The organism is Corynebacterium sp. UMB0012 (assembly GCF_030216265.1).
GTDB lineage: Bacteria > Actinomycetota > Actinomycetes > Mycobacteriales > Mycobacteriaceae > Corynebacterium.
On the sequence record NZ_JASOKQ010000022.1, the window covers coordinates 1 to 17,190 of the forward strand.

Annotated in this window: 16 protein-coding genes and 1 riboswitch; of the genes, 11 read left to right on the forward strand and 5 right to left on the reverse strand. The window is 58.9% G+C overall.

What is annotated here, in order from left to right; all coding sequences use genetic code 11:
• Window positions 1-447: 447 nt before the first annotated feature.
• Complete coding sequence (locus QP324_RS09805) at window positions 448-1,356, forward strand: Dyp-type peroxidase (protein ID WP_284815928.1); 909 nt, start codon at window positions 448-450, stop codon at window positions 1,354-1,356.
• A 26-nt stretch (window positions 1,357-1,382) separates the two neighbouring features.
• Here QP324_RS09805 and QP324_RS09810 read toward each other — a convergent pair whose 3' ends face one another.
• Window positions 1,383-2,696, reverse strand: a complete 1,314-nt coding sequence (locus QP324_RS09810; protein WP_284815929.1) for a class I SAM-dependent methyltransferase — start codon at window positions 2,694-2,696, stop codon at window positions 1,383-1,385.
• A gap of 233 nt (window positions 2,697-2,929) precedes the next feature.
• Between QP324_RS09810 and QP324_RS09815 the strand changes: the two genes are divergently transcribed.
• From QP324_RS09815 to QP324_RS09830, 4 genes are all read left to right on the forward strand, one after another.
• The gene (locus QP324_RS09815; RefSeq protein ID WP_005324756.1) at window positions 2,930-4,273 is read left to right on the forward strand and encodes an NAD(P)/FAD-dependent oxidoreductase; all 1,344 of its coding nucleotides are present in this window, start codon (window positions 2,930-2,932) and stop codon (window positions 4,271-4,273) included.
• A 161-nt stretch (window positions 4,274-4,434) separates the two neighbouring features.
• A riboswitch (TPP riboswitch) is annotated at window positions 4,435-4,532 on the forward strand.
• Window positions 4,520-5,332 (forward strand): hydroxyethylthiazole kinase, encoded by an 813-nt coding sequence (gene thiM, locus QP324_RS09820; protein WP_284815930.1) that lies wholly within the window; start codon window positions 4,520-4,522, stop codon window positions 5,330-5,332. Its footprint overlaps the riboswitch before it by 13 nt.
• The gene (gene thiE / locus QP324_RS09825; protein WP_284815931.1) at window positions 5,333-5,962 is read left to right on the forward strand and encodes a thiamine phosphate synthase; all 630 of its coding nucleotides are present in this window, start codon (window positions 5,333-5,335) and stop codon (window positions 5,960-5,962) included.
• A complete protein-coding gene (locus QP324_RS09830; protein WP_284815932.1) occupies window positions 5,955-7,490 on the forward strand; it encodes a bifunctional hydroxymethylpyrimidine kinase/phosphomethylpyrimidine kinase in 1,536 nt (511 codons plus the stop codon). Before thiE ends, QP324_RS09830 begins: the two co-directional genes overlap by 8 nt.
• Here QP324_RS09830 and QP324_RS09835 read toward each other — a convergent pair.
• Window positions 7,487-8,089, reverse strand: a complete 603-nt coding sequence (locus QP324_RS09835; RefSeq protein ID WP_239278830.1) for a bifunctional 2-polyprenyl-6-hydroxyphenol methylase/3-demethylubiquinol 3-O-methyltransferase UbiG — start codon at window positions 8,087-8,089, stop codon at window positions 7,487-7,489. The genes QP324_RS09830 and QP324_RS09835 overlap by 4 nt on opposite strands.
• A 108-nt stretch (window positions 8,090-8,197) precedes the next feature.
• Between QP324_RS09835 and QP324_RS09840 the strand changes: the two genes are divergently transcribed.
• Both QP324_RS09840 and QP324_RS09845 read left to right on the forward strand, forming a co-directional pair.
• Window positions 8,198-9,271, forward strand: a complete 1,074-nt coding sequence (locus tag QP324_RS09840) for a magnesium and cobalt transport protein CorA (protein ID WP_284768992.1) — start codon at window positions 8,198-8,200, stop codon at window positions 9,269-9,271.
• A gap of 23 nt (window positions 9,272-9,294) precedes the next feature.
• Complete coding sequence (locus QP324_RS09845) at window positions 9,295-10,461, forward strand: trans-acting enoyl reductase family protein (protein WP_239278833.1); 1,167 nt, start codon at window positions 9,295-9,297, stop codon at window positions 10,459-10,461.
• Here QP324_RS09845 and QP324_RS09850 read toward each other — a convergent pair.
• Entirely contained in the window at window positions 10,458-10,904 is a 447-nt protein-coding gene (locus QP324_RS09850) for a PaaI family thioesterase (RefSeq protein WP_239278834.1), read from the reverse strand. The two genes, QP324_RS09845 and QP324_RS09850, sit on opposite strands and share 4 nt — an antisense overlap.
• A 59-nt stretch (window positions 10,905-10,963) precedes the next feature.
• Between QP324_RS09850 and gndA the strand changes: the two genes are divergently transcribed.
• The 4 genes from gndA to QP324_RS09870 all read left to right on the forward strand — a co-directional run bounded on the left by gndA (window position 10,964) and on the right by QP324_RS09870 (window position 15,574).
• Window positions 10,964-12,415 (forward strand): NADP-dependent phosphogluconate dehydrogenase, encoded by a 1,452-nt coding sequence (gene gndA / locus QP324_RS09855; protein ID WP_284815933.1) that lies wholly within the window; start codon window positions 10,964-10,966, stop codon window positions 12,413-12,415.
• Window positions 12,416-12,524: 109 nt separating this feature from the next.
• Complete coding sequence (locus tag QP324_RS09860; RefSeq protein ID WP_284815935.1) at window positions 12,525-13,823, forward strand: DEAD/DEAH box helicase; 1,299 nt, start codon at window positions 12,525-12,527, stop codon at window positions 13,821-13,823.
• Window positions 13,824-13,842: 19 nt separating this feature from the next.
• Window positions 13,843-14,691, forward strand: coding sequence for a 3-methyladenine DNA glycosylase (locus QP324_RS09865; RefSeq protein ID WP_284815938.1), 849 nt, complete (start codon window positions 13,843-13,845; stop codon window positions 14,689-14,691).
• Between the two features lie 40 nt (window positions 14,692-14,731).
• Complete coding sequence (locus QP324_RS09870; protein WP_284815940.1) at window positions 14,732-15,574, forward strand: hypothetical protein; 843 nt, start codon at window positions 14,732-14,734, stop codon at window positions 15,572-15,574.
• 284 nt (window positions 15,575-15,858) lie between these two features.
• On the opposite strand, the gene QP324_RS09875 is transcribed toward QP324_RS09870, so the two are convergent.
• Window positions 15,859-16,422 (reverse strand): MerR family transcriptional regulator, encoded by a 564-nt coding sequence (locus QP324_RS09875; RefSeq protein ID WP_204609122.1) that lies wholly within the window; start codon window positions 16,420-16,422, stop codon window positions 15,859-15,861.
• Window positions 16,423-16,568: 146 nt separating this feature from the next.
• Window positions 16,569-17,162, reverse strand: a complete 594-nt coding sequence (locus tag QP324_RS09880) for a bifunctional nuclease family protein (protein ID WP_225746973.1) — start codon at window positions 17,160-17,162, stop codon at window positions 16,569-16,571.
• Window positions 17,163-17,190 lie beyond the last annotated feature (28 nt).

A 17,190-nucleotide genomic window follows, 5' to 3' on the forward strand; every position in this document is an offset into this window, starting at 1 on the left:
TAGCCGTGGCTTACCCCAACCGATTCGCAGATTACTTGTAAACCAAGCCTCCGCACACAAAGAATCGGACACTCTCTAAGCCACTTCCGGATGGTGTTCTACATCCAGTGGACCTTTCCACCCACGCAGGTGTGCCTCTTCAGTCCAACAGGTTACCCCTGAGCGGTCTACACATTGTCCCATCGCTTTTTCTTGAGCGCGCGTCAGCGCAACTCCTGCAAAAGACTCATCATATGAATCGTCTTTCCGCGCAAACAATACGAAGATCCGCGCGGTTCTTTTTCTTCTGCTTCTTCGTATCCATGTCCACATCTTCTCACCCGGCTATCGGTTAGTTTTCAACCAAAATGCACACTAGCGCATATAACGGCCAAGCAGGTCTCTATCAGGGGCGATTCCAAGCCGGCGAACGGACCTCATCTCCACAGGGTGCGTAAAATCGACAACATGACGATTCAGCACGTAGTAGATAAGCCTTCCCGCGCAGCTCTCTTCCTCGTCCTTGAAATCAAGGACGGCGGCGAGCAAGCCACTCGCGATATGCTCACGGGGTTTGCCGGACTGTTTAAGTCCGTTAACTTCCGCTACAACGAAGGCGAGCTTTATACCGTAGTCGGCATTGGTGCTTCCATGTGGCCGCGTCTGACCAGCGCACCGATGCCGGAACGCCTGAAGGAATTTGAGGCAATTGACGCCGCGCATAAGGCCCCGGCCACGCCAGGCGATATTCTTCTCCACTTCCGTGCAAATAACTATGACCTGTGCCATGAGATGGCCCGCCAGGTACTGGATCAGCTGGGCGATGCCGCCAGGGTGATCGATGAGACCCAAGGTTTCAAGTACCTAGACCAGCGCGACTTGCTGGGCTTTGTGGATGGCACCGCCAATCCCCTCGCCGAAGAGGCTTTAGATACCGTGCTGCTTGGCGACGACGCCGACTACCCCCGTGGCTCCTATGTCACCGTCCAAAAATATATCCACGACCTAGCCAAGTGGAACGAGCTGAGCACCGAGGAGCAAGAAAAGGTCATCGGCCGCACCAAGGCCGACGATATCGAGTTGGATGACGATACCAAGCCCACTAATTCTCACGTAGCCCTCAATGACCTAGAGGAAGATATTTACCGCGAGAACATGGTCTTTGGCTCTTTCGCCGCGGGTGAGATGGGTACTTACTTCATTGGTTATGCCAAGGACCCAGAAAACGTCATGGAGCGCCTGCGCAATATGTTCATTGGCAAGCCGGAGGGAAACTACGACCGCATCTTGGACTTCTCCACTGCGCTTACAGGCACCAATTTCTTTGTGCCCAGCGCGGATCTGATGAAGAACTTCGACGAGCTGCCTCCGGCCTAAGGGCCGCCCGCCTTACGGCCGGCCGCCTAACGCCGGCCCCCGCGGTTGCGGTGGGCCAACCCAAATTGCACCGAGTCAATCATCCCGAGCGTCATAAGGGCCTCGCGGAGGGCAAATTGGAAGGTCCACAAGCGGCGGAAGACTGGGTCGAATCCAGCGGCCGCTGCCTCCCGTAGGTGCCCATCAAAAAAGGATCGCTGCTGGCGCAGGGACTCCAGGTAATGGGTGCCCACGTGTGTTTCGGACACGATGCGCAGGTTGGAGTTCTTATCTACTAGCTGGTGCATCTCGGTGGTGAGCGGATAGTCCAACCCCGGCCACACATAGGCTCGCAAAGCCTGAAGCGAGGCCCTACCGGCCTCAGTCATCGACTCGGTCGCCACGATGGACTGGATTCCTGCCCGGCCATCAGGCGTCAAGAAGCGGTCGACTGCGCGGATGTACTCCTTGCGCTCACTAGCGCTGAGTTGTTCTACCTTTTCTACGGTGACGATGGCGTCATAGTGCCCGTGCCACTGCTTGGGGTTCGGGACGACGCCGGGAATGCGCTCGACATGGATGGAATCGTCTGCTCCCTCGAATACGAGGGCCTCGCGCATGTGGCTCATTTGGTCCACATCACTTGTCAAAACGTCCACTGTAGCGCGCCGCTTAGTCGCCCGCATCGCGGGCTGCATTCCGGCAGCCGGGTACACCAACAGGTGGGTTCCGGCGCCGGTACGGGTAGCGTCTAGCAGCCAATCCGCTGCGCGGCGCTGCGCATCTCCTAGGTCATCCCTGTCCACACTCGTGGGCTCACTCAGCGTCGTGACATCGACGAAGTGGCTCTTCGGCTCCTTGCGCCCAGCCTTAGGGCTATAGCTTTCCACCGTTTCCCTAATGGTGGTCGGTACGCCACTGGAAAATATCCCACCTACATGGCTTAATCCATCGCCGGCATAGAGCCGAACCAATTCCAGAGGCAGCTCCCCTGGCTCCGACTTACCAGCACCTAGCATCTTGGCTTTGGGAAGGTAACCCACTCCCAATAGGCGGCCGAGCACCTTTACCAGCTGCGAGGAAGAGGTAACGGTCCACTCTCCTGCCATATAACTTTCCGCAAATCCCAGCCAACCGCTAGCGGCAATGCGCTCAAACAAGGCATCATGCCCCACCTTGAGATCTGGTCCGCCTTCGGCTTCGAGGTCTAGTTCTAGTCCGGCATCATCGCAGGCCTTGGCAAATTCAGCCTCTGCCCGGCGGGCTTTCATTCCAGGCCAACGAGGTGCGGGCACCGTAGCCACATTGGGCCAGGATTCTGCATCGATAGAGCTCAAATGCTCAGGGCGGGTAAAAGTCATAATGCCAGGTGCGCTCCTTGGTGGGCGGAGGAAGTCACTATCTGGAACAACCTTAGTCAGCTTTGTGCGCACCCCGGTTTAGGCGCTCCGCACAGCCGCGCCGGTTCTTCCCACGGAAACCGCAACGCAGCGGCGGAAGTTTATCAGTCATTAAGTATGCGCGTTCTGTTTGAAGTGTTTAGACTGTATGGGTACTAAACATTAGCTTTCTTAAGGAAGGTCGCATTAAATCCATGACTGATACCCCTTATCGTCCTAACGGCGGCCGTCACCACGTCGTCGTGGTTGGCGCCGGCTTCGGTGGTCTCAACACCGTTCAGAAGCTGAAGAACGCCGATGTGGAAATCACCCTCATCGATAAGAAGAACCACCACCTGTTCCAGCCGATGCTGTACCAGGTAGCAACCGGCATGATTTCTGCCGGTGAGGTTGCCCCTTCCACCCGCCAGCTGCTGCGCGATCAGGACAACGTCCACTTCGTCAACGCTGAGGTAACTGATATCAACCTGGCGGATCAGACGGTGACCGCCGAGCAGGACGAGTTCTCCCGCACCTATGCTTATGACTCCCTGGTTGTCGCCGCAGGTTCCGGTCAGTCCTACTTTGGCAACGACCACTTCGCTGAATTCGCCCCAGGCATGAAGACCTTGGACGATGCTTTGGAGCTGCGCTCTCGCATCATCTCGGCGTTTGAAAAGGCTGAGCTTACCGACGACCCCGCAGAACGCGAGCGCCTGCTCACCTTCATCATCGTTGGTGCTGGCCCAACCGGCGTTGAGCTCACCGGCCAGATTGCCGAATTGGCAAACCGTACCCTCAACGATGTCTACTCCAACTACGGCACCACCTCTGCCAAGATTTACCTGCTCGATGGCGCCCCACAGGTACTGCCGCCATTTGGTAAGCGCCTAGGCCGCAAGGCTCAGCGCACCTTGGAAAAGGAAGGCGTACAGGTGCACCTGAACGCTATGGTGACCGATGTAACCGCGGACACCGTCACCTACAAGGACATGAAGACCGAGGAGGAGACCACCCTGACGGGTGCTACCAAGATCTGGTCTGCTGGTGTGGCCGCTTCCCCGCTGGGCAAGATGGTTGCAGAGCAGGCTGGCGTCGAGGCAGACCGCGCAGGTCGCGTCTCCGTGAACGAGGACCTGACCGTGGGCGAGCACAATAACGTCTACATGGTCGGTGACATGATCTCCCTCAACCGCCTGCCGGGTCTGGCACAGGTTGCAATCCAGGGCGGCGCGCACGTCGCTAAGCTCATTCAGGCCAAGGTGGACGAGGAATCTACCGCTAATGAGAAGGAAGCCTTCGACTACTTTGACAAGGGCTCCATGGCCATCGTCAAGCGCTTCAACGCCGTCGTTAAGCTGGGCAAGACCGAGTTCGGTGGCTTTGCCGGTTGGGTAGCATGGCTTGGCCTGCACCTGACCTACGTTATTGGTCTGCGCAGCCGCTTGGCCGTGCTGGTTAACTGGGCAACCAATATCCTCTCCCGCGATCGCGGCAATCTGGAGATCACCACCCAGCAGCGCATCGCACGCAATATCATTAACAAGAACGAGAAGTAATACCTCCTCGCTCGCATCGCCGCCCCACCTGCTGCAAAGCAGGCTCTGGGCGGCGATTTTTATTTTCCTGGGCGATCTGCTGCTAGCGCCGGCGATGCCACTGCTGGGGCGACCGAACGCCGATTTTCGCACATAGTTTCCGTGACCTTTGTTAGGCTAAGACACGCAACATGGGGTGCCGCACATGGTGCGGCTGAGAAATACCCATCGAACCTGCACTCAGTTAGAACTAGCGAAGGGATAGTTGTGGATTATGCTTTTCTGCGCGCACACGACGCTGTGCGCGAGTCCACGCCGCTTATTCAATGTTTGACCAATAGGGTCGTCAGTAACGTCACCGCCAATGCCCTGCTGGCCATCGGGGCTAGCCCGGCGATGGTCGATACGCCGGAGGAATCGCGCGAATTCGCGCAAGTAGCCAGCGGCGTACTCATCAATTGCGGCACGCCCAGCTCCGAGCAATACGGCGGCATGCGCGAGGCCATCGCTGGGGCGAGGTCCGCGCAAACCCCTTGGGTACTCGATCCGGTAGGCGCCGGCGGCCTGAGCCAACGCACCGAATTCATGCGCGAAGTGCTGCCACTTGGCCCGGGCGCAATTCGTGGCAACGCATCAGAAATCATCGCCCTCGCAGGTACCGGGCAGGGCGGCCGAGGCGTCGAATCTACCGATGGCGTGGAAGCCGCCTTGGACTCGGCAGTAGCACTTTCCCGGGATACCGGCGCCGTCGTGGCTATTTCCGGCCCGCGGGATCTTATCGTCCATGTCGGCGATACAACGCGTGCCGTCTACCTCGAATCGGGGCACCCGATGCTCCAGAACGTCATCGGTACGGGCTGCTCGCTTGGTGCTATCTGCGCCGCATATCTGGCAGCGTGGGAGGATCCTTTCGAAGCGATTATCGCCGCCCACGCGCACGTTGGCGCAGCAGGTAGCGTGGCCGCCGAAAAACACCACGCCCCCGGCTCCTTTGCCGTTGCTTGGCTGGATGCGCTCTACGATGTTCCGACCGCGGATATCGAGGGCCTGGTCAAGCTCACTGACCTAGAGGAGGTTTAAGTGTCTATTGACTGGACGCTCTACCTGGTCACCGATCCAGATCTGGCTGGCGGGCGAGACAACGTGGTCCCCATCGTGCAGGAGGCTGTACGCGGCGGTGTTACCGTTGTCCAGCTCCGGGACAAGGAAGCTAGCGATGAACAGATCGAGCGCACCGCACGCGAATTGCTTGACGTACTGGGCGATGTCCCGCTATTCATCAATGACCGCGTAGAGGTGGCAGCAAAGCTCGGCTGCCACCTGCACATTGGGCAGGATGATATGGCTTTTCGCGAGGCCCGAGAGAAGCTGGGTGAGGGACAGCTTATTGGCTTATCCATCGGCAGTAACGAGGAGCTTGCTGCTATTGCGGACGATGCGCGCCCAGACGTCATCGGCATCGGGCCCGTGCATTCGACTGCAACGAAGAAAAACGCCCCAGCCGGCATGGGTACGGCTGCGGCCGCAGCACTCGCTCACGCCGCATGTGAGCGTGGCATCGAGTCCGTCGCCATCGGCGGAATCAAGACCCATAATGCGCACGAGCTGGCGGGCAGCGAGTTTGCCGGAATCTGCGTAGTCAGCGACATCATGGCGGCCGAGGACCCCGCAGCAGCCGCCGCCCACCTTAAGGAGGCTTTCCATGGCTAAAGGCATCTATCCCCGAGTACTATCCATTGCCGGTACTGATCCCACCGGCGGAGCCGGCATTCAAGCCGATTTGAAATCCATCTCTGCCGCAGGCGGCTACGGTATGAGCGTCGTGACGGCGTTGGTGGCTCAAAACACTCAGGGTGTTCGCAGCGTCCACATACCACCGGTGGACTTTCTGCAGGAGCAGCTAGACTCCGTCATCGACGATGTGGAGATTGATGCGGTAAAGATTGGCATGCTTGCCGACGCCGCCATTACCGCCAAGGTCGCAGACTTCCTGCGGCGCCTGCCGGACGATGTCCCCGTGGTACTTGATCCGGTCATGGTGGCTACCAGCGGAGATCGCCTGCTGGAGAAGGAAGCAGAACAGGCCGTGCGCGATCTCTGCTCCCAGGTGGATCTCATCACCCCGAACTTGAAGGAATTGGCAGTCCTTACCCAGACGGACGAGGCGAGCGACCTAGAAGAGGCGATTGCCACGGCAAAGGAGTGGGCAAAGGCTGCTAATACCGCGGTCGTCGTCAAGGGCGGGCACCTTCATGCCGACATCGCCGACAATGCGGTGGTCAATGCGGATGGGTTGGTACACCGCGTTGCCGCAAGCCGAGTGGACACGAAGAATACGCACGGAACTGGCTGTTCCCTTTCTTCTGCCCTAGCCACCCGCCTGGGAGCCGGCGATAGCCCCGCGGCAGCTCTGGCGTGGTCCACCCAATGGCTGCACGAGGCGATTGCTAATGCGGATGCGCTTCACGTGGGCAAGGGACACGGACCCGTGGACCATCTGCACCGCTCGCAGCGTCTCATGCAGGCGGCCTCTACCCTGCCTCAGCCGTACTTATCCGGCAAGCTGGTAGAACCGGAAAGCGTCGACCAGCCCCGCGTTCCCGCGGCCGGCCCGCATACGCAACGCCTGTGGAACCTAGCCGGGGATCACTGGGAGGCGATCAAGGCGCTGCCCTTTATTCGGGCCTTGGGCACGGGAGCGTTGGAAAAGGATGCCTTTGGCTTCTACCTCGACCAAGATGCCCAGTATCTGAATGCTTATTCCAAGGCATTGGCTCGCCTCGCCAGCCAAGCCCCGGAAGCGGCACAGCAACTGCACTGGGCTGAGGGAGCGCATGATTGCTTGGCGGTGGAGGCCGAGCTGCACCGGGGCTGGCTCGAGAGCGATATTACGACTGCAGCCTCCCGGGTAACTAGCGCCTATACGGATTTCCTGATCCGTTCGACGCACACGGATGACTACGTGGTGGGCGCTGCGGCGGTACTGCCCTGCTACTGGCTATATGCAGAAGTAGGCCTCCACCTCGCAGAATTTGATTCCCCCGAACACCCCTATCACTCATGGCTCTCCATGTACGGCGGCGAGGACTTCCTTAACGGGGTTCGCGCGAGCCTCGACATCGTCGAACAAGCCCTCGCCGGGGCGGATGAGTGCACCCGCCTCCGGGCCGAGCGCGCCTATATCACCGCCAGCCACCATGAGGTCGACTTCTTCGACCAAGCCGATAGGCGCTTTTAGGCCAGCAAGTCCGACCCAGGGCGCGAAAGAACGGCGACTAAGAAGGTGGAATGCTCCGAGAAGAGCTTCATGTCCCACGAGGAGAAAGTGAAGTCGACTCGGTAGCCCACCTTCTGCGCCATGTCGAGGAAATCAGAAAATTCCCAGCCACGGCCCTCGCCGAAGCCGGTGACGAGGCGACCACCGGGCTTGAGAGAATTATAGATATTGCGCAGAGCGGGCTCGCGGCCTTCCTTTGCTAGAAAGCCCATGACATTGCCGGCAGACACGGCGATATCAAAGGGACCTTCTGGCACCTCTTCCTCGCACAGGTCTCCCACGAACCATTGCCCCTCTGAGAAATCGTGCTCAGCGTGCTCGATGAGAATGGGGTCTACGTCGACGCCTACAACGCTATGGCCACGGCGAAGCAGCTCGCCGCCGACGCGGCCGGTGCCACAGCCGGCATCGAGGATGGTGGAGTTGCGCTCCACCATGGCGTCGATAAGCCGGGCCTCGCCATTAATGTCTTTCCCCTGTGCGGCAAGCACCTTCCATTTGCGGGCAAAGTTATGAGAGTGCTCGGGATTAGCTTCGGTTACTTCTTTCCACGTAGGCATAGATTCGATTATATTACCCGGCATCGGTGTAAGATTTACCCGCTGCGTAAAATCGCCGCCTGCCCATTGGGAAAATACCCGCACAACCGCGCAAAGGAGGCTGAAAAGATGCCATCCGTACCTTCGCCCTTTAGGGGCCGCAAGAAACCCGAGCCTCCTAGTAAGCCCACTTCCCTGGCGGTACCGCCGGAGCGCGCCATCGAACATTGCCGCGTCTTTGTGGATGGCGAGGCGCTTCCCGGGGAGTATTCCACCAGCTCCGCGCTGGAAGCCATTGAGGAATACGGCCGCGGATTTATTTGGGTAGGCCTGCATGAGCCCTATGAGTCCCAGATGACCAAAGTGGCCTCCCAGTTTGGCATCCACGAACTCATCGTAGAAGACGCCGTTATGGCCCATCAACGCCCTAAGCTCGAACGCTACGATGATCAGCTCTTCGTGGTCGCGCGTTCGGTGAACTACCGCGATCATGATGAGGTCACGGATAAGCGCCAGATCATTTCTACCGGCGAGATCCAGATGATTATGGGCTCCAACTTCATCATCACCGTCCGCCACGGGGCAAAGCTGCCCAACCTGGCATATACGGTGGAAGATGAGCAGGACTTGGTGGAGCTCGGCCCAGTGGCCATGGCCTGGAAGATCCTGGACATGATGGTGGACCGCTACTCGGAGATTTCCCGCCTTATCAGTATCGAGGTCGATGAGCTGGAAGAAGAAATCTTTACCCCGAACCTCAAGTTTGATGTAGACCGCATCTACATGTTCAAGCGTGAGGTGCTGGAGATGAAGCATGCCATTGACCCACTTTCGGTGGCACTGAAATCCATGGTCTCGGACCACAAGGATCTAATTTCAAAGCAACTGCGCTCCTACCTGCGCGATGTCAACGACCATGAGCTCGTGGTCAAGGACCAAGTATCCAGCTTCGATGAGCGCCTTACCTCGCTTATCGACGCCTCGGTAGCCAAGGTAACGATGCAACAGAACTCGGATATGCGCACCATTTCCGCGGTCGTAGGCATGTGGGCCGCGCCTACCCTGGTGGCGGGTATCTACGGCATGAACTTCGACATTATGCCGGAGCTACACTGGGCGCTGGGATACCCCATGGCGATTATCATCATGATCTTGGTCGTTGTGGGCCTGTGGGCTTGGTTCCGAAAGAACCACTGGCTCTAATCCCTCCGGTACGCTGGTGCGCTATGAGCGATATCACTGTTTATGGCGCTACCGGGCTGGTCGGCCAATTGGTGGCGCGCTACCTTGCCTCGATTAACGCGCCCTCTGTGACTCTGGCCGGCCGGAACCGACCGGTGCTAGCCGCGCTGCGCGATGAACTCAATCCGCACTGGGACATCGCCATCGCCGCCGCCGATGATGCCGCCGCTGTGGAGCGCATGGTGGAAGGTACCAAGGTGCTTATCACCGTGGTCGGCCCCTACAGCCTGTATGGCGGCCACGTCGTTGCCGCCTGCGCGCGCCATGGCGTGGACTATGTTGACCTCTGCGGTGAGGTTCCCTTTATTCGCCGCAGCATCGATTCCCACCACGCCACCGCCCAATCCACGGGTGCGCGCATCGTTCACTCCTGCGGCTTTGATTCCGTGCCCTCAGATATTGGCATGCTCAATCTCTACCAGGCGGCAGGAAAGCCGTTTGCACGAGTACAGATGGTCGTCGACAAGCTCAAAGGCGGAATCTCTCCGGGCACCATCGAGTCTTCCCTGCAGGTCTCGCATGCCGCGCACGCGGATAAAGAGGTAGCCCGCAACCTGCACAATCCTTACTCCCTGGACCCGGATCCCAAGGCCGGGCCACGCTTAGACGGCCTCCAGAAGGACTTCGAAATTAAAGAAGTCGACGGTGTGGGCTGGGTAGGCCCCTTTTTCATGTCCATGTTCAATACCCGCGTGGTGCGCCGCTCTAACGCTCTGCTGGGGCGCGCGTGGGGCACACGCCTGTTTTACAAGGAAGCATGGTGGGCTGGCACCGGTCTTCTCGGTCGCGCACGCGCCTATGGGCTGGCGCTCGCCACCAAGCTACTTTTTGATGGCACTCAGTCGCGCCTGCGCCCACTGGTGGAAAAGGTTCTGCCCACACCCGGACCTAGCGGTGCGCATTTCCAAGTCAGCCACCACGGCATTACCGAAGATGGCGAACGCTGGCGAGCAACTGTGTCAGCACAAGGCGACCCAGGCTATGAAGTCACCGCCATGATGCTGAGCCAGGCTGCGCTCTGCTTGCTCGATTCGCGCTCCGGTACTAACCGCGCAGGCGGCGTACTCACCCCGGCCACCGGACTTGGAAAGCCTTATCTGCAGCGGCTTTCCGCCCACGGCATGTCTTTTACCGCCGCTCGGGTAAACTAGCGCAGAATCATTGTGCGCAAGGTGGTGCGGGCGATAAGCTCGCGGCCTTGCCGCATCTCGACGCTCCACACATGGGTGCGGCCGCCTAGCTGCACTGGCGTAGCCACGGCTTCTAACTCGCCCTCACCTGTGGATCGAATAAAGTCGCTGGAGTTATTGACGCCGACCGCGGGAGCGTCGGCAGCCGCCACGCTGGCAATGGAGGCCACGGTTTCTGCGATAGAGCAATACAACCCGCCGTTGGCTACTCCCCAGGGCTGGTGATGCTCCGGCAGCACCTGCAGTGTCGCCCGGGCCTCGCGCGGGCCCACGTAGGTGAACTGCAGTCCTAGCAATGCCGCAAGGCCGCCGTTTAAGGCATTGAGAGACTCCAGTTCTTCTGCATTGAGCACTCGCGTGTGCGCGAGGTGGAGCAAGTCATTGAGTTTCTGCGTATCCGACATAGTCCACCAGCCTAGCCATTGATGCCAGCCTCGCATCCTAGTGACGTAGGATAGGCAGCATGACTGATAAGAATGAACTTGCTCAGATTGGCGTCGTGGGATTGGCGGTCATGGGTTCTAATTTGGCCCGTAACTTTGCCCGCAACGGCAATACCGTAGCGGTGTATAACCGCAGCCCTGAAAAGACCCATGCGCTCATTGAGACCCACGGTGAAGAAGGCAACTTCGTGCCTTCGGAATCCATCGAGGACTTTGTGGCTTCTTTGGAGCGCCCACGCAAGGCAATCATCATGGTCAAGGCTGGCAAGGCCACCGATGCGGTCATCGATCAGCTGGCCGAGGCCATGGATGATGGCGATATCATCATCGACGGCGGAAATGCCTTGTTCACTGACACCATTCGCCGCGAGAAGGACGTAGCCGCCCGCGGCAAGCATTTCGTCGGCGCCGGAATCTCCGGCGGCGAGGAGGGCGCGCTCAATGGCCCCTCCATCATGCCCGGCGGCCCCAAGGAGTCGTGGGAGACCCTCGGCCCGATTCTTGAGTCCATCGCTGCGAATGTGGATGGCACCCCGTGTGTAACCCACATTGGTCCGGACGGCGCCGGCCACTTTGTCAAGATGGTCCACAATGGCATCGAGTACGCCGATATGCAGGTCATCGGCGAGGCTTATCAGCTGCTGCGCTATGGCGCAGGCATGGAGCCGGCCGAAATCGCAGAGGTATTCCGCGAATGGAACTCCGGCGACCTTGATTCCTACCTCATTGAAATCACCGCCGAGGTTCTGGCCCAAAAGGATCCGGAGACTGGCGCCCCGCTTGTAGACGTCATCGTGGACGCCGCCGGCCAGAAGGGCACCGGCCGGTGGACTGCCATCAATGGATTGGAGCTCGGCGTTCCGATTACCGGTATTGCCGAATCCGTCTTCGCCCGCGCGCTGTCCTCCTCCACCGCGCAGCGCAGCGCCGCCCAAGAAGGCCAGCTTCCCGCCGGCACCATCAAGGCCCTGGACGTGGACAAGGCCGAGTTCATCGAGGATGTGCGCCGCGCGCTCTATGCCGCCAAGCTCATTGCTTACTCCCAGGGCTTTGACGAGATTAAGGCAGGATCCGAAGAATTTGGTTGGGACGTTGACCCGCGCGATCTAGCAACCATCTGGCGCGGCGGCTGCATCATCCGCGCCAAGTTCTTGGATCGCATCCGGGCAGCCTATGACAATAACGCGGACTTGCCCGCCCTCATCCTCGATCCCTACTTCAAGGGCGAGCTGGAAGACCTCATCGACCCTTGGCGCCGCGTGGTCGTCGCCGCTACCCAGCTGGGACTTCCGGCACCGGTCTTTGCGTCGTCCCTCTCCTACTACGACAGCCTGCGTGCCGAGCGCCTGCCGGCCGCTCTCATTCAGGGCCAGCGCGATTTCTTCGGCGCCCATACCTTCAAGCGCACCGACAAGCCGGGCACCTTCCACATTGAGTGGTCCGGTGACCGCAGCCTGACCCAGACCGACTAGATTCGCAGTGACGTGTTCAGGGGCCCTTCGGGGCCCCAATCACGTTTCCGAGCAGGTCTTTCCCGTTGAATGCGGCGATCCGACACGCTGCCGATAGGATGGGAAAGCGATGACTACTTTTGCCGATCTCGGCCTTCCCCAGCGCCTGGTGCACGTTCTGCACAACCAAGGCATTACCGAACCGTTTCCTATTCAAAAAGCCGCGATTCCCGACGCCCTCGCAGGCAAAGACGTACTCGGCCGCGGCCCAACCGGGTCGGGCAAAACCTATACCTTTGGCCTGCCTATGCTCGCCCGCCTTGCCGGAACAGGCGCGTCCAAGCCTGCTCATCCCCGTGCGCTCATCCTCGCCCCCACCCGCGAGTTGGCTACTCAAATTCACCAGCGCCTTGATGAACCTGCGGCAACGCTGGGCTTAAGAGTGCTCGCTGTCGTGGGCGGGGTAAACATTAATCACCATATCCGCTCCCTCGCCCGCCCCGTTGATGTTCTTGTTGCTACCCCTGGCCGTGCCCAGGATCTCATTGACCAGGGCAAGCTGCAGTTGGATGCGGTCCAGATTACTGCACTGGATGAAGCCGACCAGATGGCCGATATGGGCTTTTTGCCCCAGGTACGCAGGCTTCTGCGCCTAACTCCGGTGCAAGGCCAGCGCTTGCTGTTTTCGGCGACGCTTGACGGCGAAGTCAATAAGCTGGTGGAGCAATTCCTCCATGACCCGGTGGTCCACTCCACAGCCCCGGTGCAAGCTGCAGTGGATTCCATGTCCCATCACCTCTTTTTCGTCGGCGAGCGTCCCGCCCGCAACGAGGTGGTGCTGCGCATCGCTGCCCGCCAAGGCAAAACCATCATGTTTATGCGCACCAAGCACGGCGTGGACAGGCAGGTCAAGAAATTGCGTCGCTCTGGCATCAACGCTTATCCATTGCATGGCGATAAAGGCCAAGGCGCGCGTACCCGCGCAATCGAAGGCTTCGCCGATGGCAGCATTCCGGTCTTGGTCGCCACCGATATTGCCGCCCGCGGTATCGATATTGCGGACGTTTCACTCGTCGTTCACGTCGATCCGCCCGCAGAGCACAAAGCCTATCTCCATCGCGCCGGCCGCACGGCACGCGGTGGTGCTGCGGGTACCGTGATCACTTTGGTCATGGATGAACAACGCAAAGAAGTAGCCGCTCTCATTAAGAAAGCCGGGGTCACAGCTACGGAGCACGATATTTCTCACCGTGACAATCCTGCTGGCGCACCGATCCTTAAGGAGATTACGGGCGCTCGCAAGCCCAATGGCCCTGCCCTTCCCCCACCCGGGCAGAGCGCGCCCCAGAAACCGGCGAAATCTATCAAGAAGTCCAACTCTCAACGCCGCCGCTCAGGCGGCAAAGTCGCCCGCCGCCGACGCCGCTAAGTCAAGGAGGTAAACGCTCATGCGCATCTTGAGCCCTGAGGACTGGAGTGCTCAACAGCATGAACACGAAAAGCAAGCCACAGACCGCTTGGAGCGCTTCCGGCATCCTGGCAGCTACCACCCTGTTTTCGATTTTCTCTTTGAGTACTACCCCGTACGTCCTTCTCACCTTAAGCGCTGGCACCCGGGTGTAGGAACTGCGCTAGCAGGCACTCCTCCGCACGCTGAATGGCGGGATTATTACGCCACCTCAGAAGGCATCACCGTCGACCTCGCCAGCTTTCTAGAGCGTCGTGGTGACTCGGTTCGCTATATCTCCAATCTGCTTCGGCGTTCCGCGACCAATCCGGTCCACTTTGACTGCTTCGGTCTGCATGAATGGGCAATGGTCTACCACACAGATTCCCCGCGTCATTCGCTGCCCTTGCGGCTCGGTGCGGACGGCACCAACCGGGTTGTCGATGAGCACTCAATTAAGTGTTCTCACTATGATGCCTTCCGGTTCTTTACCCCTCCTGCTCGCCCTCTTAACCTCACTGTCCTGCATCGTGAAGATCAGCCCGACAATGACCAGGCAGGCTGCGTACACGTCACGATGGATCTATATAAGTGGGCCTGGAAGCTGGGGCCTCTCGTACCAGGCGAACTTTTCCTTGAATGTCTGGATTTGGCGATTGAAGCGCGCATCCTTGACATGGAGGCATCTCCTTATGACTGCCGTGATTGGGGACTTGGCGTGGTACCCATCGAGACCCCTGAGGGCAAGGCCGAGTACGTCTCGAGGCAACGAACGCTGGCGCTCACAGCTAAACCACTGCGAGACCGGCTTGTCGCTGTGATAGATCAAGCACTTGCCCCGCTAGAATGAGCCACTAACAACGGCAGTTTGTTTGGGAGGAAGACACCACATGGCACGGCATTCAAACGGGAAAAATAGCTTCGCAGTAGCGGGATGGGTTATTGCGGTGGCTATTATCGCGCTGCTGGCCATAATTGCCTTGGTGGTCTTCCTTTTGCGCGGCGCAGGCAACGACGACGGCGAAGACTCCGCCGCACCCGCCGCAGTGGAAAGCAGCACCGAGGACGCACCGGAGACCAGTACGACAGCTGCTTCCAGTGCTTCCACCTCCGCTGCCCCCAAGAGTTCTTCCCCGAAGAGCTCCGCTCCAGCGACGAGTTCCGCAGCAGCTCCCAAGCCCGATGTGACGATGGCGGCAAATACGCTCCTGCTCTTGGATACCTCTACGGCCATGGCGCCGATGTACGGCCCTGTATCCGAAGCCTTGGGCACCACTGCTTCTGACCTAGCCGCTGACGGCGGAGCAGTTTCTTTGTGGAACTACTCCTCTCCTATCTCCGAGACCGCCACGGTTGGCTTCCGACAAAACCTAGGCTTTGGTGATGGCAACGCTGTATCCAGCACGCTCAGTGGCTTTGGAACTGGCGGTGTTCCACAAACACGCAGCGCCGTTGTAGCAGCTATCGCCAATGCCGCCGATCAAGCCGCAGGAACTGGCGACAAGGCACGCGTGGTCGTGGTAACTACTGGTACCGAGCAGGACATGGGTGACGCGCAATTCACGTCCGCTCTTAAAGACGCCGCCTCCAAGGACGTTTCCCTCAGCGTCGTCCATGTCGGTGAAGGCAATGTCGATGCCGCACTGAAGTCCGCGGCTGATAGCTTCACCTCTGTTGACTCAGCCGATGAAGCGACGGTCTCTGGAGCAATTAATAAGGCCGCAGGAGTCTAATACGCAACTCTTCCTTGCCTACGGCACCGAACGACGCCTCGTTCGGTGCCTTTCTTGTCGGCTTATTGTGACTAGTGCTCTCCTACACCGCGGAACTACGGGCACTGCACCAGATCTAAACACAGAGTCGGCTCGGGTACTAAGCCTGGGCTCGACTTCGATCCCGCGAGGCCACACAGCGCGGAATAGACTGTCTTGGATGGTGCACTCATTGCGATAGAGATCAAAAATCCACCCTGCTTCCCCGTGAGCTGGGAAGGAGGGTGGATTCTGTGTGGACGAGCCTAGGAGCTCTTGCGCTTGCGACGAGCGGCCAACTCGTCGAGGCCGACTACATTGTCTTCGGCGAAGTCTTCGATGCGTTCCGAAGGGAAAGAAGAAATGGTGCCGGACAGCTCCTTCAAGATGCCCGGAACTGCAATGCCGAAGACGCCTTGGCCGCCGGCGAGCAAGTCAATGACCTCATCGTTGGAACGGCACTCATAAACGGTAGTGCCGTCGGATACGAGGGTGAGCTCTGCTAGGTCATTCACACCACGATCCCGCAGGGACTCAACTGCCAATCGGATATTTTGCAGAGAGATGCCGGTATCCAGGAGGCGCTTCACAATCTTGAGCACCAGTACATCCTTGAAGGAGTACAGGCGCTGGGAGCCGGAGCCGCGCGCCGTGCGGATGGAAGGGTTGACCAGGTTGGTGCGTGCCCAATAGTCCAGCTGGCGGTAGGTGATGCCGGCAACTTGGCAAGCGATGGGAACGCGGTAGCCCACCTCTTCGTCGGGTCCGACGTCAAAAAGCGATTCCTGTACGTAGGTGGATTCGGACTGGGAGTCCTCGTTAATGCTCACGTAATTACTCCAATGGGGTTTGTTGGAAGTTCTAAAGATCAATTAAAAGCCAAGCGCATACGCCCGTCAAGCGCTGCTTGCTCAACTGTCAAGTACAACTTTAGACTTCTCAAACCCCATTGTCACCATTAGTCACACGCGTGTCATTAACTTTTTTCGTCGTCATCCCCCGATAGGAAATCCTTTTCCTCCATACCCAAAGACCTCATCATGGCTTCAAAATCCGCATCTGCCTGGGCATTTCCCGACGCCGAGGTCGAGGAATCATTGTTTTCGCTGGCTGGTAGATTATCGCCTGCGGCGTGGGTGGAAATTTCCAGGTCGAAGTACTCTTTCACGTCTGCATCACTGGCATATACGGAAACCTGGGCAAGGAGATCCGCCTCGGCTGAAATGGGGACGTGGAAATATTCGGATACGGCAAGTGCGTCGCTCAACCGAGAGTCATAAACCTCTCCGTTCGGAGCCTTAATATCTACCATGAACGTTCCCTGGTGGTAGTTGGCAATTTCAATGGCCTCTACCCCGCCAGTGCCCTCTAGTACCTCGCAGATAAGATCGTGCGAGGTGGGACGATTAGGCTGGTGGCCGTCTAAAGCGGCAGCTAGTTGCATGCCTTCAATCGGGGAGATCCACACGGGGATCAACCGGTTCTCTTCCGGCCAGCGCAGCACAGCGCACACATCGTCTTCGGGGCCTACCTGGTGGATACCGTGAAACTCTAGGGATACATCACTCATAAATACCACTCTCCCACAAACGCGGGAT